Source organism: Kitasatospora sp. NBC_01300 (assembly GCF_041435235.1).
Classification (GTDB): Bacteria; Actinomycetota; Actinomycetes; order Streptomycetales; family Streptomycetaceae; genus Kitasatospora.
The window spans coordinates 4412271-4432316 of record NZ_CP108408.1 but is presented as its reverse complement, the minus strand read 5'-3'; the positions used below and the strand labels follow the sequence as shown (position 1 = coordinate 4432316).

The 20046-nt window shown below is 72.0% G+C and carries 19 protein-coding genes, 1 tRNA gene and 1 pseudogene; 9 read left to right on the top strand and 12 right to left on the bottom strand.

Annotated features, from left to right (window positions below; genetic code table 11):
- Positions 1-65 precede the first annotated feature (65 nt).
- The 3 genes and pseudogenes from OG556_RS19695 to xerC all read left to right on the top strand — a co-directional run.
- Positions 66-689: a helix-turn-helix domain-containing protein gene (locus tag OG556_RS19695; RefSeq protein WP_371518239.1), complete on the top strand. Its 624-nt coding sequence runs from the start codon at positions 66-68 to the stop codon at positions 687-689.
- 119 nt (positions 690-808) lie between these two features.
- A complete protein-coding gene (locus tag OG556_RS19690) occupies positions 809-1693 on the top strand; it encodes an IS982 family transposase (protein ID WP_331744010.1) in 885 nt (294 codons plus the stop codon).
- Positions 1683-3251 (top strand): annotated as a pseudogene (gene xerC / locus OG556_RS19685) (tyrosine recombinase XerC); the annotation flags it as partial. The gene OG556_RS19690 and the pseudogene xerC, both read left to right, overlap by 11 nt.
- A gap of 54 nt (positions 3252-3305) precedes the next feature.
- On the opposite strand, the gene OG556_RS19680 reads toward xerC, so the two are convergent.
- Positions 3306-3379: transfer RNA gene (locus tag OG556_RS19680), tRNA-Thr, on the bottom strand.
- Between the two features lie 283 nt (positions 3380-3662).
- On the opposite strand from OG556_RS19680, the gene OG556_RS19675 reads away from it, so the two are divergent.
- The 3 genes from OG556_RS19675 to OG556_RS19665 all read left to right on the top strand — a co-directional run bounded on the left by OG556_RS19675 (position 3663) and on the right by OG556_RS19665 (position 6279).
- Positions 3663-4754, top strand: a complete 1092-nt coding sequence (locus OG556_RS19675; RefSeq protein ID WP_371518237.1) for an ABC transporter ATP-binding protein — start codon at positions 3663-3665, stop codon at positions 4752-4754.
- A 195-nt stretch (positions 4755-4949) separates the two neighbouring features.
- A complete protein-coding gene (locus OG556_RS19670) occupies positions 4950-5399 on the top strand; it encodes a hypothetical protein (protein ID WP_371518235.1) in 450 nt (149 codons plus the stop codon).
- A gap of 88 nt (positions 5400-5487) precedes the next feature.
- Complete coding sequence (locus OG556_RS19665; protein ID WP_371518233.1) at positions 5488-6279, top strand: NDP-sugar synthase; 792 nt, start codon at positions 5488-5490, stop codon at positions 6277-6279.
- A gap of 89 nt (positions 6280-6368) precedes the next feature.
- Here the strand turns inward: OG556_RS19665 and OG556_RS19660 are convergent, their stop codons facing one another.
- The 7 genes from OG556_RS19660 to OG556_RS19630 all read right to left on the bottom strand — a co-directional run bounded on the left by OG556_RS19660 (position 6369) and on the right by OG556_RS19630 (position 13450).
- A complete protein-coding gene (locus OG556_RS19660; RefSeq protein WP_371518231.1) occupies positions 6369-7967 on the bottom strand; it encodes a DoxX family membrane protein in 1599 nt (532 codons plus the stop codon).
- Between the two features lie 252 nt (positions 7968-8219).
- Positions 8220-9212: a 23S rRNA (guanosine(2251)-2'-O)-methyltransferase RlmB gene (rlmB, locus tag OG556_RS19655; protein ID WP_350878370.1), complete on the bottom strand. Its 993-nt coding sequence runs from the start codon at positions 9210-9212 to the stop codon at positions 8220-8222.
- A 135-nt stretch (positions 9213-9347) separates the two neighbouring features.
- Positions 9348-10757, bottom strand: a complete 1410-nt coding sequence (gene cysS / locus OG556_RS19650; RefSeq protein ID WP_371518228.1) for a cysteine--tRNA ligase — start codon at positions 10755-10757, stop codon at positions 9348-9350.
- 94 nt (positions 10758-10851) lie between these two features.
- On the bottom strand, positions 10852-11244 hold the full coding sequence (locus OG556_RS19645; protein WP_350878368.1) for a PPOX class F420-dependent oxidoreductase: 393 nt from the start codon (positions 11242-11244) through the stop codon (positions 10852-10854).
- A 175-nt stretch (positions 11245-11419) separates the two neighbouring features.
- Positions 11420-11941, bottom strand: coding sequence for a 2-C-methyl-D-erythritol 2,4-cyclodiphosphate synthase (gene ispF, locus OG556_RS19640; RefSeq protein WP_350878367.1), 522 nt, complete (start codon positions 11939-11941; stop codon positions 11420-11422).
- Positions 11931-12686 (bottom strand): 2-C-methyl-D-erythritol 4-phosphate cytidylyltransferase, encoded by a 756-nt coding sequence (gene ispD / locus OG556_RS19635; RefSeq protein WP_371522759.1) that lies wholly within the window; start codon positions 12684-12686, stop codon positions 11931-11933. The genes ispF and ispD overlap by 11 nt, the downstream gene beginning before the upstream one ends.
- A 281-nt stretch (positions 12687-12967) precedes the next feature.
- The gene (locus OG556_RS19630; RefSeq protein ID WP_030244332.1) at positions 12968-13450 is read right to left on the bottom strand and encodes a CarD family transcriptional regulator; all 483 of its coding nucleotides are present in this window, start codon (positions 13448-13450) and stop codon (positions 12968-12970) included.
- Between the two features lie 428 nt (positions 13451-13878).
- On the opposite strand from OG556_RS19630, the gene OG556_RS19625 reads away from it, so the two are divergent.
- Positions 13879-14523 carry a DUF461 domain-containing protein gene (locus tag OG556_RS19625; protein WP_371518225.1) on the top strand — a complete coding sequence of 215 codons (645 nt, stop codon included), beginning with the start codon at positions 13879-13881 and terminating at the stop codon, positions 14521-14523.
- A 109-nt stretch (positions 14524-14632) separates the two neighbouring features.
- Here OG556_RS19625 and OG556_RS19620 read toward each other — a convergent pair whose 3' ends face one another.
- Together OG556_RS19620 and OG556_RS19615 are read right to left on the bottom strand one after the other, a co-directional pair.
- Positions 14633-15328 carry a response regulator transcription factor gene (locus OG556_RS19620; RefSeq protein WP_030061050.1) on the bottom strand — a complete coding sequence of 232 codons (696 nt, stop codon included), beginning with the start codon at positions 15326-15328 and terminating at the stop codon, positions 14633-14635.
- Between the two features lie 2 nt (positions 15329-15330).
- Positions 15331-16752 (bottom strand): sensor histidine kinase, encoded by a 1422-nt coding sequence (locus tag OG556_RS19615; RefSeq protein WP_371518222.1) that lies wholly within the window; start codon positions 16750-16752, stop codon positions 15331-15333.
- Between the two features lie 307 nt (positions 16753-17059).
- On the opposite strand from OG556_RS19615, the gene phoU reads away from it, so the two are divergent.
- Together phoU and OG556_RS19605 are read left to right on the top strand one after the other, a co-directional pair.
- The gene (gene phoU, locus OG556_RS19610; protein ID WP_350878362.1) at positions 17060-17740 is read left to right on the top strand and encodes a phosphate signaling complex protein PhoU; all 681 of its coding nucleotides are present in this window, start codon (positions 17060-17062) and stop codon (positions 17738-17740) included.
- 256 nt (positions 17741-17996) lie between these two features.
- Entirely contained in the window at positions 17997-18176 is a 180-nt protein-coding gene (locus tag OG556_RS19605; protein ID WP_063348791.1) for a hypothetical protein, read from the top strand.
- 111 nt (positions 18177-18287) lie between these two features.
- Here the strand turns inward: OG556_RS19605 and OG556_RS19600 are convergent, their stop codons facing one another.
- Positions 18288-18878 (bottom strand): lytic polysaccharide monooxygenase, encoded by a 591-nt coding sequence (locus OG556_RS19600; protein WP_371518219.1) that lies wholly within the window; start codon positions 18876-18878, stop codon positions 18288-18290.
- Positions 18879-19160: 282 nt separating this feature from the next.
- The gene (locus tag OG556_RS19595; protein WP_063348789.1) at positions 19161-19919 is read right to left on the bottom strand and encodes a phosphoglyceromutase; all 759 of its coding nucleotides are present in this window, start codon (positions 19917-19919) and stop codon (positions 19161-19163) included.
- Between the last annotated feature and the right edge of the window lie 127 nt (positions 19920-20046).

The window sequence follows — 20046 nt, the reverse complement described above, 5'->3', positions numbered from 1 at the left end:
CCCCGGTCGGCGGCCCCGGCACGTCCGGGATCGAGGAGCAGCTTGCATCCCAATAAAGTGTCGATATGACACACGACGAAGTGGAATCTTGGTCGTCGCAGGTCACGAGAACCGTGATCGCCGAGGTTCGTAGGCGCCGGAGGGAGCTGGGTATGACCGCGCAGGACCTGGCCGACGCCTGTGACGAGCTGGGCCACCCCATCCCGCGCAACGTCATCGCGAACTGGGAGTCCGGGCGCCGGCTGACCCTCACCGTCCCGGAGCTGCTCGTGCTCGCCAAGGCGGTCGACACGCCGCCGGCCGCCCTGGTCTTCCCGCTCGGCGGGAGCACCAACGTGGACTGCCTCCCGCACAAAAGCCGAGACCCGTGGACGGCGTTCAGCTGGTTCACCGGCGAGGACCTGGGCTTCGGCGACGCGGCCGCGTTTCGCGAGTACGCGGACGTCGAGCACCGCATCCGGACCGGGCACCACGACGCCTGGCAGCTCCAGTTCTCCGGCGCGAGGGAGGACTGGCCGCACGGCGCCGAAACCAAGTTCGGCCGCCTTGTGAAGGCCGTTCGCTCGGGGCTCGTGCCGATCCGACACCGCATGCGCGAGCTGGGGCTGGCTCCCCCTCCGCTCCCCAGCCACCTCGCATTCCTCGACACCGACCACAAGGACGACCAGTTGAAGGAGGGAACCCCGTGAAGGGCTCCACCTACCACCGCTGCTACTGCCGGGACGCCGACACCGGTAAGCCGCTAGATGAATGAGTCCGATTGTTGGGCTGGCCGCGACCATGACGAAGGGTGCCCGTTGGTTGGTTTGTGAAGACGAACCTGGACACCCTTCTGACGGCACTGTACGTGTTCATCGACGATCACATGGCCCCTCGTCACCGGATCGGGCGACCTCCGAGGCTCTCGGATGCGGAACTGCTGTGCCTGGCCGTGGCGCAGGTACTGCTCGGCTTCCCGTCGGCGAGGCACTGGCACCGCTTCGCGAGTGGCCGGCTGCGGCACCTGTTCCCGTACCTGCCGGGGCAGTCCGGCTACAACAAGCGTCTGAACGCGGCCGGCCCGCTCATCCCGCAGGTCGTCGGCGCACTGGCCCGGCAGGTGCCGACCTGGCACGACGACCTGCGGCTGATCGACTCCACGCCGCTGCCCTGCGCGGCCTCCCGTGAGACGGTCAAGCGCTCGGCCCTGGCCGGCACCGCAGGGTACGGCTACTGCGCCAGTCACTCCCGCTTCTTCTGGGGTCTGAGGCTCTACCTGTTGACCACGGCCGAGGGCATGCCGGTCAGCTGGTGCCTGGCCAACCCGAAACTCGGCGAGCGCGAGGTCATGGAGGCCATGCTCGGCCGTGACCGACACCTCGTGCGCCGGGGCCAGGTGATCCTCGGCGACAAAGGCTTCGCCGGAGCCGCGTTCGAGGCCTTCGTCACCGACGAGCTCGGCGCGCACCTGGTCCGGCCCGACCGCAAGGGCGAGCCTGCCCGATTCGGCAGGCTCGCCCGCGTCCGCCAGTGGATCGAGGCGGTCATCGACACCCTCAAGGGCCAGCTCAGTCTCGAACAGCACGGCGCACGAACCGAGGCCGGCGTCTTCGCCCGCACCGGTCAACGCCTGCTCGCCCTCGCCGCCGCGATCTGGCACAACTGGAACACCGGCGCCGCGCTCAAGCGCTCACTCATCGCCTATGACCACTGAGGACATCGGACTCATTCATCTAGGCAAGGCCTGCCCGAAGCTCAGCAGCCGCAAGCACGGCTCCTACGCGGTCCGCCAGGAGCTGCCCAACCGCGAGGACGGCTCACGCCGGTCCTTCAACCGCTCCAGCTACGAGTCCCGGAAGGCCGCCCAGGCCGATCTCGACCAGGTCCGCGAACTGCTGCACATCCCGGACTCGGACGACCCCGAGGGTCTCGCGCAGATCGCCGATCTGCTGGAGACGGTCGCCCACGAGAAGGCTCCGCTGCCCGACGTCGAGGAGACCCGGCGCCGACTCGCCTCCGGGCAGGACCTCCAGAACCGGCTGACGGTCAGCGAGTGGCTCGACCAGTGGCTGGCCGGCAAGCGCGGCCGCCAGACCGCGATCAGCCGCGACGAGAGCAGCATCCGGCTGTACATCAAGCCGCGGGTCGGCCACATCCGACTCGACCGCCTCCGAGTCCGGCACCTGGAGGAGATGTTCGCGGCCATCGAGGAGGCGAACATCGAGATAGCCGAGGCGAACGCCCAGCGGCAGGCCGCCATCGACGAGCTGGCGCAGATCCCCTGGAAGGGCCGGGATTTCCGGGCGCAGCGCAAGGCCCTCAAGGCCGCCATCGCCGAGATGGAGCCGTTCCGGCGGACCGTCAGCGCAGCTACCTGCCAGCGGATCCGCTCCACCCTCCGCGCGGGCCTCAACGCCGCGATCCGGCGGCAGATCATCACCTTCAACCCGGCCTCCCACGTCGAACTGGAGTCCGCGAAGCGCCCCAAGCCGCTGGTGTGGACGGAAGAGCGGATCGAGCAGTGGCAGCTCACTGGCGAGCGGCCGTCCCCGGTGATGGTCTGGACCCCGGAGCAGACCGGCGTGTTCCTCGACCAGGCCGCCGGTGACCGCCTCTACGCGCTGTTCCACCTCATCGCCTTCCGGGGGCTCCGGCGTGGCGAGGCGTGCGGCCAGCGGTGGGCCGACACCAACCTGAAGGTCGGGCTCCTCACGGTGGCCAAGCAGCTCGTCGTGGACGGCTGGGCGGTCTACGAGGACAACCCCAAGACCGACGCAGGCGCCCGCACCATCGCGCTCGACTCCGAGACCGTGGCCGTCCTGGAGGCGCACCGCGAGCGGCAGCGAACCGACCGCGAGCAGTGGGGCGACGCCTGGGTCGAGACCGGCCGGGTCTTCACCAAGGAGAACGGCGAATGGCTGCACCCGACCACCGTCACCGACCGGTTCCGCGAGCTGGCCGAGGAGGCCGGCCTGCCGCCGATCCGGCTGCACGACCTCCGGCACGGCGCGGCCACGCTCGCTCACGCGGCGGGCGCGGACCTGCACACGATCAAGGAGATGCTGGGCCACTCCTCGATCGGCATCACCTCGGACACCTACACGACCCTGCTCCCCCAGGTCGACCGGGCGATCGCCGAGGCCGCAGCGCAGCTCGTCCCCCGGGCGAACAAGCCGCGCAAGGTTGCCCAGTCCACCGCAAACCCCCAGCCCACCAGGCCATCCGCTCACGCATCGCTCACGCAAACGGCCTCGGACGAGAAGTCCGAGGCCGGCGATGGAGCCCCCAGAAGGCCAAACCTGCAGCTCATCCGGGGTGGAAACGAGAGCCCCCTGTCGGGTTCGAACCGACGACCCCCGCTTTACAAGAGCGGTGCTCTGGCCAGCTGAGCTAAGGAGGCACGGTGACCGTCCGCGAGGGATCACGGCGGCACCGGGGGCAGTCTACCGGGCCCGGCAGGTGGGGTGGGGGGATATCCGGGGGTTGGCGGGGTGGGTGGGCGTGATGGAACCGATGCCGAAATCGGGCGGGCTGGGGGCTGACAAGCGACGGAGGCGCAGGTAGCGTCGCCCGGAGTCGGTTCGCGAGATGGTTCAGACCACTGGTCGGGCTGACGGAGACGAACGACCGCCCCTTTACTCGGATCGTCCGGCACGTTCCTGCCGGTGAAGGAGAGAACGACCATGGCTTCTGTCACGTACGACCAGGCGACCCGCGTCTACCCCGGGGCGGACAAGCCCTCGGTGGACGCGCTGGACCTGGAGATCGCGGACGGCGAGTTCCTCGTGCTGGTCGGCCCCTCGGGCTGCGGCAAGTCGACCAGCCTGCGCATGCTGGCCGGTCTGGAGGACGTCAACAGCGGTTCCATCCGGATCGGTGACCGGGACGTCACGCACCTGCCGCCGAAGGACCGGGACATCGCCATGGTGTTCCAGAACTACGCGCTGTACCCGCACATGACCGTCGCCGAGAACATGGGCTTCGCGCTCAAGATCGCCGGCGTGAACAAGGCGGAGATCCGCACCAAGGTCGAGGAGGCGGCGAAGATCCTCGACCTGACGGAGTACCTGGACCGCAAGCCGAAGGCGCTGTCGGGTGGTCAGCGGCAGCGTGTCGCGATGGGCCGCGCGATCGTGCGCCAGCCGCAGGTCTTCCTGATGGACGAGCCGCTGTCGAACCTGGACGCGAAGCTGCGCGTCTCGACCCGTACCCAGATCGCCGGCCTGCAGCGCCGCCTGGGCATCACGACGGTGTACGTCACCCACGACCAGACCGAGGCGCTCACCATGGGCGACCGGGTCGCGGTGCTCAAGGGCGGCGTGCTCCAGCAGGTCGACACCCCGCGCAACATGTACGACAAGCCCTCCAACCTGTTCGTGGCCGGCTTCATCGGCTCGCCCGCGATGAACCTGGTCGAGGTGCCGCTGGTGGACGGCGGCGTGAAGTTCGGCGGCTCGGTGGTCAACGTCTCGCGCGACGACCTGGCCGGCGCCGGCACCGACAAGTCGGTGACGGTCGGCATCCGCCCGGAGCACTTCGAGATCGTCCCGGCGGGCGGCATCGAGGGTGTCGCGGTGACGGTGAACGTCGTCGAGGAGCTCGGCTCCGACGGCTTCGTGTACGGCACCACCAAGATCGGCGGCGAGGACAAGGAGCTGGTCGTCCGCGTGCACGGCCGGCAGATCCCGGCCCGTGGCGAGACGATCCACGTCGTGCCGATCGCCAACGAGACCCACGTGTTCTCGACCAGCTCGGGCGCCCGTCTGAGCAGCTGAGCACGGCGCGCCCTGCCGGTCGGTCGACCGGTCGGGCAAGCCGACACGACGGAGCCCGTCGGACCGTTCCTGGTCCGGCGGGCTCCGTCCGTACACCCCCACGTCAACACGGTGTGGGGACGAAACCGGACACGGTGTCACTCGATGGTGTCACGGAGGGCGATCCGGCCCGTACCCACCGCTACTCTCCTGAGGGTGAAGCAGCTTGTACGCCGTATCGGCCAGACCGTCGCCCTGACCCTGCCGGTCGTCCTGGTGACCACCGGCACCCTCGCCGTGACCCGGGTGCCATGGGCCCCGCCGACCAACCTCGACCAGCAGGTCGTGGCGGCGTCCAGTGGCGACGGCGCCGGGATCGGGCGTTCCGCCACCGCCACCGCGGGCACGTCCCCGGACGGGCTCGCCCCGCAGGAGTCGCTGCGGGTGGTGCTGCTGGACGAGCTGCGGGCCAAGAACCCGTCCGCCGCGCTGGACCTGCTGGAGCGCTCGATGCGCGAGCAGCCGTCGCTGACGCCGTACTGCACCTCGCTCGCCGGGGAGCTGGGCAAGGCGGCGGTGCGCAAGTACCAGGGCGACGTCCAGCGGGCCCGGTCCTTCGCCCGCCCGGTCTGCGACGGGTCGTTCGCGGCGGGCATCGCCGGCTGACCTCTCAAGGCCGCGGGCCGCGGGCCGCGGGCCGACGACGCCCGCGGCCTCGGGCTCCCGGCTCCGGCGGGCGCCCTATTGTTCAGGCATGACCGCTGACTCCGGCCCCACCGCCGACCTCGCGTCCCCGCCGACCCACCCGTCCCGGCCGACCACGACGCCCGTCACCCAGGCCGTGATCCTGGCCGGCGGCCAGGGCTCGCGGCTGCGGCCCTACACGGACGACCGCCCGAAGCCGCTGGTCGAGATCCCCGGGACGGGCACGCCGATCCTCGGCCACCAGCTGGCCTGGCTGGCCTCCGAGGGCGTCACCGACGCGGTGGTCTCCTGCGGGCACCTCGCCGCCGTGCTGGAGGAGTGGCTCGACAAGGCGGATCTGCCGCTGCGCGTGCGCACGGTGGTCGAGGAGGAGCCGCTCGGACGCGGCGGCGGCCTCAAGTACGCGGCCAAGGCGCTGCCCCGCCCGGACGAGCCCTGGTACGCCACCAACGGCGACATCTGGACCCGGTTCAGCCTGCGCGACATGGCCGCCTTCCACCACGAGCGGGACGCCGTCGCGACGCTCGCGCTGGCCCGGCCGCGGATCCCGTGGGGGGCGGTGGAGACCGACCAGTTCGGCAACGTGCTGGACTTCATCGAGGCGCCGCCCTCGCCGTTCCTGATCAACGCCGGTCTGTACGTGTTCAGCCCGGAGTTCGCCGAGCTGCTGCCGGACGTGGGCGACCACGAGCGCACCACGTTCCCGCAGCTGGCGCGCAGCAAGCGGCTGGCGGGCTACCAGCTGCCGCAGGGCGTGTACTGGCGCGCCATCGACACCGCGAAGGACCTCACCGAGGCGGCCAAGGAGCTCGCCTCCGGGGCCGGCCGCGCACCGCAGTAACCACCGCCCCCCAGCCTCCCCCGCCCCGCGCACGACGATCGGCCGGGTGCTCCACCAAGGAGCACCCGGCCGATCGCGTCCACGGGCCGTCAGGTGGACGTGGGCGCCCCCGGGTGGGAGGAGCGGGAGCCGCCGGACAGGTCGGCGAGCGGACCGCTGCCCAGCACCCCGCCGAGCAGCCCGGGGCTCGCCCCGGAGCTGGGGCTGGGCTTGGACGCCGCCCCCGAGCCGGCGGGGGCCGGGGTGCTGCGCTGGGCGGGCGAGGAACCGGCCGACGGCGCGGCGGCGGACGGCGCGGCGGGGGCCGGGGTCGTGCCGGCCCCGGTCTCCGCCTTGGCGGAGTGCCCCTTGCCGCTCGGCGTCGGGCTGCCCGGGCGGGTGGCCGGGGCGGAGGAGGGCGGGGTGGTCGGGCTCGGCGTGGGGGTGGCCGGGCGCGGGGCGGGCGAGGGCGAGGTGGACGAGCCCTGGCCGCCCGGGGTGCCGGTCGGGGCGCCGCTGGGCCAGACCGGCGTGCCGTAGTCGGTGGCCGGACGGGCCGGCGCCTGGTGCGTCCGGGCCCCGGTGCGCACCGCCGCGCCGAGCATCGAGCCGAGCAGCAGGGTCGCCCCGACCACGACCGTGGTGACCACCGTGCCGCGGCGCAGCACCCGGCGGCGCAGCGCGGCGGGGGCGTCGGCGCCGTAGCGCCGCCAGGCCTCCAGGTTGAGCCGCCCGTCCAGGGAGGCGAACGGAGCTCCGGCGATCAGCAGCGGGCTCCAGGCCGCCAGGAAGATCAGGTCGGGGGTGTCGTAGACCGGCACGGCCCGCCAGCTGACGGTGAACAGCAGCGCGGCGGAGAGGAGCATCGCCGCCCCGGCCGCGAGCCGCTGCCAGAGGCCGAGGAGGGTCAGCACGCCGACCACGACCTGGGTGAACGACACCACCAGGCCGGCGCCGACCGGGTGCGCCATGGCGAAGGCCAGCAGCGGTTCGGCGACCTTCCAGGGGTGCAGCGAGGCGAGCCAGCGCATCATCGAGCCGCGTTCGCCGCCGTCGAAGTAGACCGGGTCGCAGAGCTTGCTGAACCCGGCGTAGACGGACAGCGAGCCGAGGACGGCGCGCAGCGGCAGCAGGACCAGGCCGAGGTCGACCCGGCGGCCGGGGTACCAGGGCTGCTTGCCCTCGGCGGCCGTCGCGGAGACCTCGGGGAGTTCGCCGCTCGGGGTCCAGCCCTGCGGTGCGCCGACCGGGCCGATGCCCGCGTCGGTGGCGGTGCCGGCGCCCTCCCTGGGCTGGCGCGGGACGGTCCGGGCGCCCGAGTAGGACGGGATCACCTGGGTGTCCGACATGCCCGGGCCGCCGTCGTCGGGTCCGGAGCCGGTGAGCCGGACGGCGTCCAGCAGCTGGGTGGCCGCGAGGTCCCCGGGGGGCGCCTGCCCGGTCCAGGTGACGGCGGTGACCCGGCCCTTGCGGCGCGGCGCACCGCCTCCGACAGCCCCTGCGAGCGCCGGGACAGCGGAGGCGGGCACCACGACCTGCGGGGTGACCAGCGGACGGCGGATCAGGCCCTGGTTGGCGTACGGGTCGCCGAACGCGGCGCCGGTGGACAGCAGTCCGGCCGGGGCCTCGATCAGCGGCGCCACCGGGGCGCCGAGCCGGAGCCGGAAGCTCGCCTGGGTGATGCTGAGGCGCGCGGGGTCGGACGGCACCTTGACCGTGTCAAGGCCGGGGCCCGCGTCTATCCCGGTGCTGCCGCCGCCGAACAGGGGGCGCCGAGGTGTTCTGGTGTCCACGCCCGTCTAACCGGGTGACCACCGCTTAGGACACTCTCCCGAGTGGATGTCCGGCGCATACTTGAAATGATCATGAGAAAAGCGATCGGGCCTGGTCGGGCCCGATCGCTTTTCACTCGGATTGCGGAGAATTCAGAAGTTCCCCTGCGCCCCGCACACCGGCTGTGATCAGCGCTTGGCGCGCAGCCGCGCGGCCTCGTAGAGCACGATGCCCGCCGCGACACCGGCGTTCAGCGACTCGGTCAGCCCGGACATCGGGATCCGCACCCGCATGTCGCAGGTCTCCGAGACCAGCCGGGACAGGCCCTTGCCCTCGCTGCCCGCGACGATCACCACGGGGCCGGTCAGCAGCTCCAGGTCACCCAGCTCGGCCTCGCCGTCGGCGGCCAGGCCGACCACCATGAGGCCGGCCTTCTGGTAGGCCTCCAGGGTGCGGGTGAGGTTGGTGGCCCGGGCGACGGGCAGGCGGGCGGCGGCGCCGGAGGAGGTCTTCCAGGCACCGGCGGTCATGCCGGCCGCGCGGCGCTCGGGGATGACCACGCCGTGCGCGCCGAAGGCGGCGGCGGAGCGGACCACGGCGCCGAGGTTGCGCGAGTCGGTGACGCCGTCCAGCGCGATGATCAGCGCGTCCTGGCCCGAGTCGGAGGCCTCGACCAGCAGGTCGTCGGGGTGCGCGTACTCGTACGGCGGCACCTGGAGCACGAGGCCCTGGTGGTTGAGCCCGCCGGTCATCTGGTCCAGCTGCGGGCGCGGGGCCTCCATCAGCGGGATGCCGCGGTCGTTGGCGGCCTGGAAGGCCTCGCGGACGCGGTCGTCGGTGTCGACGAACTGCTGGACGTACAGCGCGGTGGCCGGGACGCCGCCCTGGAGGGCCTCGACGACCGAGTTGCGGCCGAAGACGAGCTCGGCGCTGCCCGCACCGCCCCGGCCGCCGCGACCGGCGCCGCCGGCGCGGCGCATGCCGGCGCGGGCCTTGGCGTCCCGCTCGCGCTTGACCGCGGCGTTGGCGGCGCGCTGCTTCGGGTGGCCCTTGCGCTCCGCTCCGGGCGGGGTCGGGCCCTTGCCCTGGAGCGCCTTCCGGCTGTGGCCGCCGGTACCGACAGACGCGCCCTTCTTCGACCCGGGGTTGCGGCGGTTCCTGCGCTGGCTGTTGCCGGCCATGGCTGTACTTCCTGTCTGTCCGGCATGCCCGGCCGCCCCGTTCTGTCCGGCGGCGGCCGACTGCATGCGCTACGTCATGCGGGAGGGCCGCACCGGTCCGGTACGGCCCACCCTCACCCCGATCGTCAGATGGGGTTACTGGCTGTTGATCGTCCAGCGCGGGCCGGACGGGGTGTCCTCGATCACCAGCCCGGCCAGGCCGAGCTGGTCGCGGATGGCGTCCGCGGTGGCGAAGTCCTTGCGCTGACGCGCCGCCTGCCGCTGGTCCAGGACCAGGCGGACCAGCGAGTCGACCACACCGTGCATGCTCTTCATTGTCCCAGGCTCGCCGCGCTCCGACCCGGCCCACTGCGGGTCGAGCGGGTCGAGACCCAACACTCCGAGCATCGCACGGACCTCGGCCAGACGCGCCACCGCGTTCTCCTTGTCGTCCGCGTTCAGGGCGCTGTTGCCCTGGCGGACGGCGGTGTGCACGACGGCGAGCGCCTGCGGAACGCCCAGGTCGTCGTCCATCGCCTCGGCGAAGGCCGGCGGCACCTCGGGGGCGGCGTCGACCGCCCCGCAGCGCTCGACGGTGCGCTGGATGAAGCCCTCGATCCGGCCGAAGCCGGCCTCGGCCTCGCGCAGGGCGTCCTCGCTGTACTCGATCATCGAGCGGTAGTGCGGGGTGCCCAGGTAGTAGCGGAGCACGATCGGACGCCAGCGCTGGACCATCTCGGAGACCAGCACCGAGTTGCCCAGCGACTTGCTCATCTTCTCGCCGGCCATGGTGACCCAGGCGTTGTGCACCCAGAAGCTGGCGAAGGCGTCGCCGTAGGCCTTGGACTGGGCGATCTCGTTCTCGTGGTGCGGGAAGATCAGGTCCAGCCCGCCGCCGTGGATGTCGAAGGCCGGACCGAGGTACTTGTGGACCATCGCCGAGCACTCCAGGTGCCAGCCCGGCCGGCCGCGGCCCCACGGGGTCTCCCAGCTCGGCTCGCCCGGCTTGGCGGCCTTCCACATCGCGAAGTCGCGCTGGTCCCGCTTGCCGGTCTCGCCCTCGCCCTCGGGCTGGCGCAGGTCGGCCAGCTTCTGGTTGGAGAGCGCGAGGTAGTCCGGGTACGACTTCACGTCGAAGTAGACGTTGCCGTCGGCCGCGTAGGCGTGGCCCGTCTCGATGAGCCCCCGCATCATCTCGACCATCTCGGGGATGTGCCCGGTGGCCCGCGGCTCGACGGTCGGCGGCAGGCAGCCGAGCGCGGTGTAACCGTCGTTGAACGCCCGCTCGTTCTCGTAGGCGATCTGCCACCACGGGATGCCGAACTCGCGCTCCTTGGCGATCACCTTGTCGTCGATGTCGGTGACGTTCCGGGCGAAGGTGACCTGGTAGCCGCGGTAGGCGAACCACCGCTGCATGATGTCGAAGTTGAGACCGGACCGGATGTGCCCGATATGAGGCGCCGACTGGACGGTAGCGCCGCACAGGTAGATCGAGACACAACCCGGTACAAGCGGGACGAAGTCGCGTACCTGGCGGGTGCTGGTGTCGTACAGGCGAATGCTCACAGCGTCAAGCGTAGTGGGCAGGAGGGGGTGCCCCGCGACATTCCCCGGGAATGATATGCAGCACTCCCGGGGAACCACGGGCCGCGCGGGCCGGTCAGATGTTGCCGACCACCTTGCGCGGGCTGAGCCGGACGACCACCCGGACGTCGTCCGGGCCGTCGAACCCGTACTCCTCGCCGCGGTACTTGCGGGACAGTTCGTCGATCAGCTCCCGGCCGCCCTCGGTGGTCATCGTCGCCGAGCCGCGCACCTCGACGTACTCGTACGGGTTCTCCGGCGGGTTGACCACGAGCGAGATGCGCGGGTCCCGCACCAGGTTGAGGTGCTTGCGGCGGCCCTGGACGGTGGAGAACAGGATGTCGTCGCCGTCCCGCGTGACCCAGACGACCGAGGACTGGGGGCTGCCGTCGGGCTGGATCGTGGACACCACGGCGAAACTCTTGCGGTCGAGCAATTCCTTGGCGGGGCCAGAGAGTTCGACGCCCATCGAGAACCTCTTCTCATCGTCGGCGGTACGGCCCGAGGGGAAGCCCCTGCCCGGGCCCGAAACCGCACACTACCGACCGATCCCCCGCCACACCGGGTGAACACTCGTCAGGGCCCGGCTATTCCGGCCCTGCTGACCGCGCCCTGCTGACCGCGCCCTGCTGACCGCGCCCGGCTCAACGCCGTTCGTACACCAGGGCCGTGGCGATCGCGGCCAGCCCCTCGGCCCGACCGGTCAGGCCCAGGCCGTCCGTCGTAGTGCCGGACACCGACACCGGCGCACCGGCCGCGGCCGACAGCGCGGCCTGCGCCTCGGCCCGCCGCTTGCCGATCTTCGGCCGGACGCCGACCACCTGGACCGCGATGTTGCCGATCTCGAAGCCCTCGGCGCGCACCAGTCGGGCCGCCTCACCGAGCAGCTTCACCCCGGAGGCACCGGCCCACTCCGGCCGGTCGGTGCCGAAGTGCGCGCCCAGGTCGCCGATCCCGGCGGCCGAGAACAGCGCGTCGCAGGCCGCGTGCGCGGCGACGTCGGCGTCCGAGTGCCCGGAGAGCCCGACCCCGGCGTCCGGCCACTCCAGTCCGGCCACCCAGAGCGGGCGGCCGGCCTCGAAGGCGTGCACGTCGGTGCCGATGCCCACGCGCGGCAGCACGGGGGCCGGAGCCCGGTCGGCGGGCGTCAGCGGGTCAGTAGGCATCGGCGGCCCTCCGGCGGGCGAGTACGGCCTCGGCGAGCACGAGGTCCAGTGGACGGGTGACCTTGAACGCCTCCTCGTGGCCGGGCACCACGACGACCCGGCCGCCGTAGCGCTCCACCAGGCCCGCGTCGTCGGTGACCGGCGGCACGCCGTCGACGCCCGCGGCCTCCTCGGCCAGCGCCTTGGCGTGCACCCCGACCAGGGTGGCCCGGTCGAAGCCCTGCGGGGTCTGGACCGCGCGCAGGGTGGCCCGGTCGGGCGTGTCGAGCACCGGCTCGGGGCGGCCCGGGCTCGGCTCGACCCGCTTCACCGTGTCGGCCAGCGGCACCGCGGGCACCACCGCCCCGGCCCCAGCCCGGACGGCGGCCGCCACCGCGTCCACCACCTCGACCGGGACGAGCGGGCGGGCCGCGTCGTGCACCAGGACGATCTCCACCTCGGCCGGGATCGCGGCCAGGCCGAGCCGGACCGACTCCTGGCGGGTGGCGCCACCGGCGACCACCCGGATGTCCTTGCCGTCCAGCCCGTGGCTGTCCAGCAGGGCGACCACCTCGGCCACCCCGTCGGCGGGCGCGGCGACCACGACCAGGCCGACCGCACGGCTGCGGGCCAGCGCCCGCACGGCGTGCACCAGGAGCGGCACGCCGCCCAGTTCCCGCAGGGCCTTCGGGGCACCGGGCCCCAGCCGCTCACCGCGTCCGGCGGCGGGCACCACTGCTGCTGCGACTGCTGCTGAGGCGTTCAGGTTTCACTCCTTCGGAGAAGTGGGTATGGCCTTGGCGTGCCCGGCGGGCGCTACGGGCCCCTTCCGAAGAATTACGGTCCAACCGTCCGCCGCACAATCCCGCAGAATCGGTCTTGCAGGGCGGAGAACGGCCTTGCCGGGCCTGGACCGGCTCGGGGCGGGGGCGTCGTCCGGACACGCCTCAGCGCCCGAAGTGCCACTGCACCACCCCCGGACGCTTCGTCCTGGGAGCGGCGCGCCGACACCGGGCGCTGTGAGCGTTGGGCGGCAGCCCGACTGCGCTACGAGGCCAGCACCTCGTCGAGCAGCGTCTCCGCCTTGTCCTCGTTGGTGTTCTCCGCCAGCGCGAGCTCGCTGACGAGGATCTGGCGCGCCTTCGCGAGCATCCGCTTCTCGCCGGCCGAGAGGCCGCGCTCGCGCTCACGGCGCCAGAGGTCGCGCACAACCTCGGCGACCTTGATAACGTCGCCAGAGGCGAGCTTCTCCAGGTTCGCCTTGTAGCGACGGGACCAGTTGGTCGGCTCTTCGGTGTACGGTGCGCGCAGCACCTCGAAGACCCGGTCCAGACCCTCCTGGCCGACCACATCGCGCACGCCGACGAACTCCGCGTTCTCAGCGGGCACGCGGAGCGTCAGGTCTCCCTGCTGCACCTTGAGCACCAGGTAGGTCTTGTCCACACCTTTGATCTGGCGAATTTCGATGGCCTCGATCAGCGCGGCCCCGTGATGGGGGTAGACCACCGTGTCGCCAACCTTGAACGTCATGTGACAGGACCCCTTCCGTGGCTTTCCAGAATAACACGCTTTTCAGCGCACCCGAAGGGCGTTTTCGCAGGTCAGGGCCGGTCTCGGGGCTTGACAAGGACCCCCATGACGTGCTGCGACCGGTGTTCGAGGGAGGCTTCCCGCAGGTCGGAGGCGGTTCCAGCGTTCGGCGAAACCCTGGGCAACACCCTGGAAACCATGATTGGATCTTGGGTTTTCACCGTTTATCGGGCCGTATCCACATCGTTATTCGATCTTGGTCGAAGCTTGTCCCGAGAGTGACCCGGACACGCCACAAGTGCGGCCGGACGGCCGCCCCGCGAACCCCGGGAGTGCGACACGGGGACCACCCCGTGAGGAGCGCATAAGTGAGGTCGATAATCTGAGGCCTGACCTATCGACACGTTGACTTAGGAGAAGCCGCCGCCGTGAGCCGCAGCCTTCGACGCGGCAGCATCGCCGCCATCGCCGCCATCGCCATCGCCTCGCTGTCGTCCTGCGCCGCCGGCAACACGCCGGACACGCTGCAGGTCAAGCCCGACAACGCGGCGGCAACCCTCGGAACGAACCTTCGGCTGAACAACATCGTGGTCGTCACCGGGGACGAGTCCTCGGGCGAGCACAACGGTCCCGCCAACGTGACCGTCAACATCGCCAACACGGGCAGCACCCCGGCGGAGCTGCAGTCCGTCACCGTCGGCAACGGTGCCACCGCCGCGTTCTCCGACGCCGCGGGCGCCCCGCTGTCCACCATCGTCGTCCCGGCCGGCGGCGCCGTGGCGATCGGTGGCGAGGGCAACCCGTCCGCCAAGGTCGCCTCGGTCGGCGTCCAGGTCGGCGGCTTCGTCCCCACCTCGTTCACCTTCAAGGACGGCCAGAAGGTCGACGCCCAGGCCGGCGTGAGCCCGAACAAGGGCCTCTACAAGGGCTTCGGCCCGACGTCGGCCCCGGCGGCCGTACCCACCAAGGGCGCCACCACCCCGGCCGCTCCGGCCACCCCGGCCACCACCGGTGCGGCCACGCCGTCCGGTACCGCCTCCCCGGGTGCCACCCAGTCCGCCGGCGCCCACTGACGCACCACCCGGTGTCCGGCGGGCCCTCCCGGGCCTGCCGGACACCAACGCGAAGGCCCCCTCCGGCGACTGCCGGCGGGGGCCTTCCGCGTCTGTCCGCGCCCGCGGTTTACGGCTCGAACTTGTAACCCAGGCCGCGGACCGTGACCAGGTAGCGCGGGGCGCCCGGGTCCGGCTCGATCTTGGCCCGCAGGCGCTTCACGTGGACGTCCAGGGTCTTGGTGTCGCCGACGTAGTCCGCGCCCCAGACCCGGTCGATCAGCTGCATGCGGGTGAGCACCCGGCCCGCGTTGCGCAGCAGCATCTCCAGCAGGTCGAACTCCTTCAGTGGGAGGTCGACCTTGGCGCCGTCCACCGTCACCACGTGCCGGTCGACGTCCATCCGGACCGGGCCCGCCTCCAGGGCGCCCGGACCGCCGCCGTTCTCGCCGGCACCGCCGTCCTCACCGCGGCGGCGCAGCACCGCCCGGATCCGGGCGACCAGCTCACGGGTGGAGTAGGGCTTGGTGACGTAGTCGTCCGCACCTATTTCCAGACCGACCACCTTGTCGATCTCGCTGTCCTTGGCGGTGACCATGATCACCGGCACGTTGGAGCGCACCCGCAGCTGACGGCAGACCTCGGTGCCCGGCAGGCCCGGCAGCATCAGGTCGAGCAGGACGAGGTCGGCGCCGTTGCGCTCGAACTGCTCCAGGGCGTCGGGGCCGGTGGCGGCGACGGCCACCTCGAAGCCCTCCTTGCGGAGCATGTACGACAGGGCGTCGCTGAACGACTCCTCGTCCTCGACCACCAGTACTCGGGTCACGATCAGGCCTCCGGGGCAAGCTGGGGGGTTGCGTCTGACAGGGGGTGTTCCCGCTCCCCCGTGGGGAGCGGACGGTCCGTGCGGCCTGTGGTGGCCGTCCGGTCCGTGGTGAGGGTTCTGGTGGGCGCGGCGGCGGCGCCACGGCCGCCGGTGGCACCGCGGGCGTCGAGGTCGCCGCTGTCGTCGAGGTCGTCGCCGTCCTCGGCCTCGGGCGCCTGCCCGGCGGGCAGGCGGATGGTGAAGGTCGAACCCTGGCCCTCGACGCTCCACACCGAGACCGTGCCGCCGTGCGAGGCGGCGACGTGCTTGACGATGGACAGGCCGAGGCCGGTTCCGCCGGTCGCCCGGGAGCGGGCCGGATCGACCCGGTAGAAGCGTTCGAAGACGCGCTCGCGGTCCTTCTCCGAGATGCCGATGCCCTGGTCGGTGACCGAGATCTCGATCAGCTCGCCGTCCGCCTCGCCGAGCGCCGCGGCGCTGGAGATCCGGCGGGTGGCGATCGCCACCCGGGTACGGGGAGGACTGTAGTTGACGGCGTTCTCGACCAGGTTGCCGAGCGCCGCGGCGAGCTGGCCGCGGTTGCCGTGCAGGTAGAGCCCGGCGATGCCGCCGGCCGTGATCAGGATCTGCTTGGCGGCGGCCTGCTGACGGCAGCGGTCGATCGCCTCGGCGATCAGCTCGTCCACCGCGACGGGCTCCGGGTCCACCATCAGCCGGTCGTCCTGCACCCGGGAGAGGTCGATGATCTCCTGGACCAGGCTGGCCAGCCTGGTCGCCTCGATCTGCATCCGGCCGGCGAAGCGCTGCACCGCCTCCGGGTCGTCGGACGCGTCGGCGACCGCCTCGGAGAGCAGCGACAGGGCGCCCACCGGGGTCTTCAGCTCGTGGCTGACGTTGGCCACGAAGTCCCGGCGGACCGCCTCCACCCGACGGCGCTCGGTCTGGTCCTCGACCAGCACCAGCACCAGCCGGGAGCCCAGCGGGGCGACCCGGACGGAGACCGCGAGCGGCTCGCCCGCACGGGCCACGCCGGGGCGGGGCACCTCCAGCTCGACCTGGCGGATCTCGCCGTCCCGGCGGGTGGCACGCGCCAGCGAGAGCATCTGGTCCACGGCGACCGCGCCGCCGCGCACCAGTCCCATCGCGTACGCCGCGGAGCTGGCCTTGACCACCTCGTCGCCCTCGCCCAGCACGATCGCGCAGGAGCGGAGGACGGAGAGGACGGTGTCCACCCCCGGCGGCAGCGGGGGCTCCGGGGTGCCGGTGCCCAGGCCCTGGTGCCGACCGTGGTGTCTGCTGCTGGTGCCGCCGTACCTGCCCCTGGCCTGCTCGCGCTCGCTCCAACGGAAGGCGATGGAGGCCGTGAGGCCGACGCCGAGCCCGGCTATGGCGCAGGCAGCGGCGGCGGCCACGTTCACGTCCATGTGGCCAGCGTAAGCGCACGGCCAGGCCACTCCCCAAGGGCCCGATCAAGGCATCGGCCACGCGTTGCCGAGAATTCACCTTCACGTGGCCGCTGATTCACCACACCGGCCGTGCATCGTCGCCCGGACGGCCCAGAGTTGGCCATGCAGCCCGTGTGGGAGTGGGCGGCGGGCCGAACCACCGGCCGCCGTCTCAGGTGTGCGCGTACGATTCGCGCCACCAGCAGCGGTCACCCGGACGACAAGACGATCGTCGGACGGGCCGGCCGGTCGGCACCGCCACCGACACAGCTACTGAGGAGAGAGCATGCGCGACGCGTACCACGAGGAACTCGATGCGATCGGCGACAGCCTGGTCGAGATGGCCCGCCTGGTCGGCTCGGCCCTGGGCCGGGCCACCACCGCACTCCTGGACGCGGACCTGGCACTGGCGGAGAGCGTGATCGCCGCCGACGAGAAGATCAACGACCTCCACCACGAGCTGGAGAACCGCGCGATCGACCTGCTCGCCCGCCAGCAGCCGGTCGCCACCGACCTGCGCATCGTCGTCACCTCGCTGCGGATGAGCTCCGACCTGGAGCGCTGCGGCGACCTCGCCCGGCACGTCGCCAAGGTCGCGCGGATGCGCTACCCCGACTCCGCCGTGCCCGGCGACCTGCACTCCACCGTCCTGGAGATGGGCCAGCTCGCCCAGCGCCTGGTGGCCAAGACCGGCCTGGTGATCGCCACCAAGGACGTCGACAAGGCCCTGGAGCTGGAGCAGGACGACGACGCGATCGACTCCCTGCACCGCGAGCTGCTGTCGCACCTGATCGACGACCGCTGGCACCACGGCATCGAGACCGCCGTCGACATCACCCTGGTCGGCCGCTACTACGAGCGCTTCGCGGACCACGCGGTGTCGGTCGCCAAGCGCGTGGTGTACCTGGTGACGGGCGAGCACGTGGCCGAGTTCGTGGCCGCCTCGGAGGCCGCGGCGGCGGAGTGACCTCCTGCGGGTGCGGTGCGGCCGCCTCGGGGCTCGGCAGCTCGGGACTCGGCGCCTCGGGGCTCGGGCTCGGGCTCGGGGCTTCAAGGGGCGGCCGCTCCCCCTGCGGGGTGAGTAAACCTGCGACAGGGGTGGTGGGGGCGCACGACGCCGGTACATCCCACCACTGCGCGCCTGTTGACGCTCCCTCCGATCGGCGGCTTCACTCGACGTTGGGGGCACAGGACTGTGCCCGTCACTAGGAGGGAACAGCTCGATGAAGGCCAACCCCACCCGACCGGCACGCGCCCACGAAACCGTCGAGCCGCCCACCCCGAAGCTCCTGCCCGTTCTCGCGGCCGGCTGCGGCTGTGGCCCCGGCTGCGGCTGCGGCTGCCAGTCCGGCGCGCCCTGCCAGTGCGGCGGCGCGGACGGCGGCTGCTGCGGCGGCCACTGAGCGGTCCACCGCCGAGGAGTCCCCGAGGTGCACGGCCGTCGGCCGTGCACCTCGTCGCGCGTCCTGGTGCCGCGCGTCCGCGGCACGGCGTCCGCCGTGCCGCCCCGGGCGTCAGAACTGGACGTCGGTGCAGGAGTAGAAGGCGTTCCCGGTGTCGGCGATCGTCCAGACCGAGACCACGACCTGGTGGCCGGTGCGCCCGCTCGGGACGGTCCCGGTGTGGCTGAGCGTGCTGGGCACCTGCTTCCCGCCGTACGGGGCGATCAGGAAGGGCGTCAGGTCCAGGCTGTCCCGGGTGACCGGCTGGCTCGCGTCGTAGCCCGGCTTGGTCAGGTAGTAGCGGAAGTCGGTGGTCGCGTGCCGGGCGGTGAACGTCCAGGTGAAGGTGAGCTGCTGCCCCGCCGTCACCGCGGTGGTCGGCCAGGCGCCGCCGTGCGGGTCGTCCAGCTCGGCGAAGCGGGAGTTGCCGCCGGCGCAGATGGTGCCGTCGGCGGGCCCGGAGTCCGGGAAGCCCTTGGGGCCCTCGACGCTCTGCGGCTCCCACTGGATGTCGCCGCAGTCCCACGACACCCCGCCCGCTCCGCAGAGCGCGGCCCTGCTGGGCGGCGTCGAGATGTACCCGTGGGACTGCGCCGGGACGGCGAGGCTGAGCGGCACCGCGAGGGCGGCGACCACCGCCCCGACGATGTGACGTGTGCGCATGATGCTCCTCCGTGGGGGTGGATGGAGAGTGCGCCGTGACGCAGACGCGCGCGCGTGGGGGCGCGGCGGCCGGGACGGGGAGATCCTTGGCATGCCTGCGGCAGTCCGGCGCCCTCACCGTAGGAGCGGACTCCGCCACCCGTCAATGGTCTGAACCACTATTGGGACGAGCCCGGATCCGGCCGCCGACACCAACCACAACTCGGCTTCCGCACAGGCCGGTTGAACGACGAAGGCCCCGCCCCCGGCGAACCGGGAGGCGGGGCCGTTTCGCCAGGTGGGTTACTTCTTGCCCTGGTTCTTGACCGCCTCGATGGCCGCGGCGGCGGCGTCGGCGTCGAGGTAGCGGCCGCCCTTGGTGACGGGCTTGAAGTCGGCGTCGAGCTCGTACACGAGCGGGATGCCGGTCGGGATGTTCAGGCCGGCGATGGCCTCGTCGGAGATGCCGTCGAGGTGCTTGACCAGCGCGCGCAGGCTGTTGCCGTGGGCGGTGACCAGGACGGTCTTGCCGGCGGCGAGGTCCGGGACGATGGCGTCGTACCAGTACGGGAGCATCCGGTCGACGACGTCCTTCAGGCACTCGGTGCGCGGACGCAGCTCGCTCGGGATGTCCGCGTAGCGGGCGTCACCGGCCTGCGAATACTCGGCGTCGTCGGCCAGCACCGGCGGCGGGGTGTCGTACGAGCGGCGCCACAGCTGGAACTGCTCCTCGCCGAACTCGGCCAGGGTCTGGGCCTTGTCCTTGCCCTGGAGCGCACCGTAGTGTCGCTCGTTCAGGCGCCAGCTGCGGCTGACCGGGATCCAGTGGCGGTCGGCCTTGTCCAGGGCGATCTGCGAGGTGCGGATCGCACGGCGGAGCAGCGAGGTGTGCAGCACGTCCGGGAACAGGCCCTCGGCGGCCAGGAGCTCGCCACCGCGCGCGGCCTCCTTCTCGCCCTTCTCGTTGAGGTCGACGTCGACCCAACCGGTGAACAGGTTCTTCTGGTTCCACTGGCTCTCGCCGTGGCGGAGCAGGATGAGTCGGTACGTCGTGTCAGCCATGGCCCCCAGCTTAGTGGAGGCAGGAAAAGCGCTGGTCCGGACCTACGGCAGATGTGTAATGTGTGCACCGCCTATCTGACACTTACATACGTCGGCTGACCGGACCTGCCCGTGCCGCTCGGCGGAC

Bases quoted from the DNA above. Each gene is read 5' to 3' on its own strand.
- OG556_RS19695 (WP_371518239.1), top strand. From the start codon at position 66: ATGACACACGACGAAGTGGAATCTTGGTCGTCGCAGGTCACGAGAACC.
- OG556_RS19675 (WP_371518237.1), top strand. From the start codon at position 3,663: ATGGCTTCTGTCACGTACGACCAGGCGACCCGCGTCTACCCCGGGGCG.
- OG556_RS19665 (WP_371518233.1), top strand. From the start codon at position 5,488: ATGACCGCTGACTCCGGCCCCACCGCCGACCTCGCGTCCCCGCCGACC.
- rlmB (WP_350878370.1), bottom strand. From the start codon at position 9,212: ATGGCCGGCAACAGCCAGCGCAGGAACCGCCGCAACCCCGGGTCGAAG.
- OG556_RS19645 (WP_350878368.1), bottom strand. From the start codon at position 11,244: ATGGGCGTCGAACTCTCTGGCCCCGCCAAGGAATTGCTCGACCGCAAG.
- ispF (WP_350878367.1), bottom strand. From the start codon at position 11,941: ATGCCTACTGACCCGCTGACGCCCGCCGACCGGGCTCCGGCCCCCGTG.
- OG556_RS19630 (WP_030244332.1), bottom strand. From the start codon at position 13,450: ATGACGTTCAAGGTTGGCGACACGGTGGTCTACCCCCATCACGGGGCC.
- OG556_RS19615 (WP_371518222.1), bottom strand. From the start codon at position 16,752: ATGGACGTGAACGTGGCCGCCGCCGCTGCCTGCGCCATAGCCGGGCTC.
- phoU (WP_350878362.1), top strand. From the start codon at position 17,060: ATGCGCGACGCGTACCACGAGGAACTCGATGCGATCGGCGACAGCCTG.
- OG556_RS19605 (WP_063348791.1), top strand. From the start codon at position 17,997: ATGAAGGCCAACCCCACCCGACCGGCACGCGCCCACGAAACCGTCGAG.
- OG556_RS19600 (WP_371518219.1), bottom strand. From the start codon at position 18,878: ATGCGCACACGTCACATCGTCGGGGCGGTGGTCGCCGCCCTCGCGGTG.
- OG556_RS19595 (WP_063348789.1), bottom strand. From the start codon at position 19,919: ATGGCTGACACGACGTACCGACTCATCCTGCTCCGCCACGGCGAGAGC.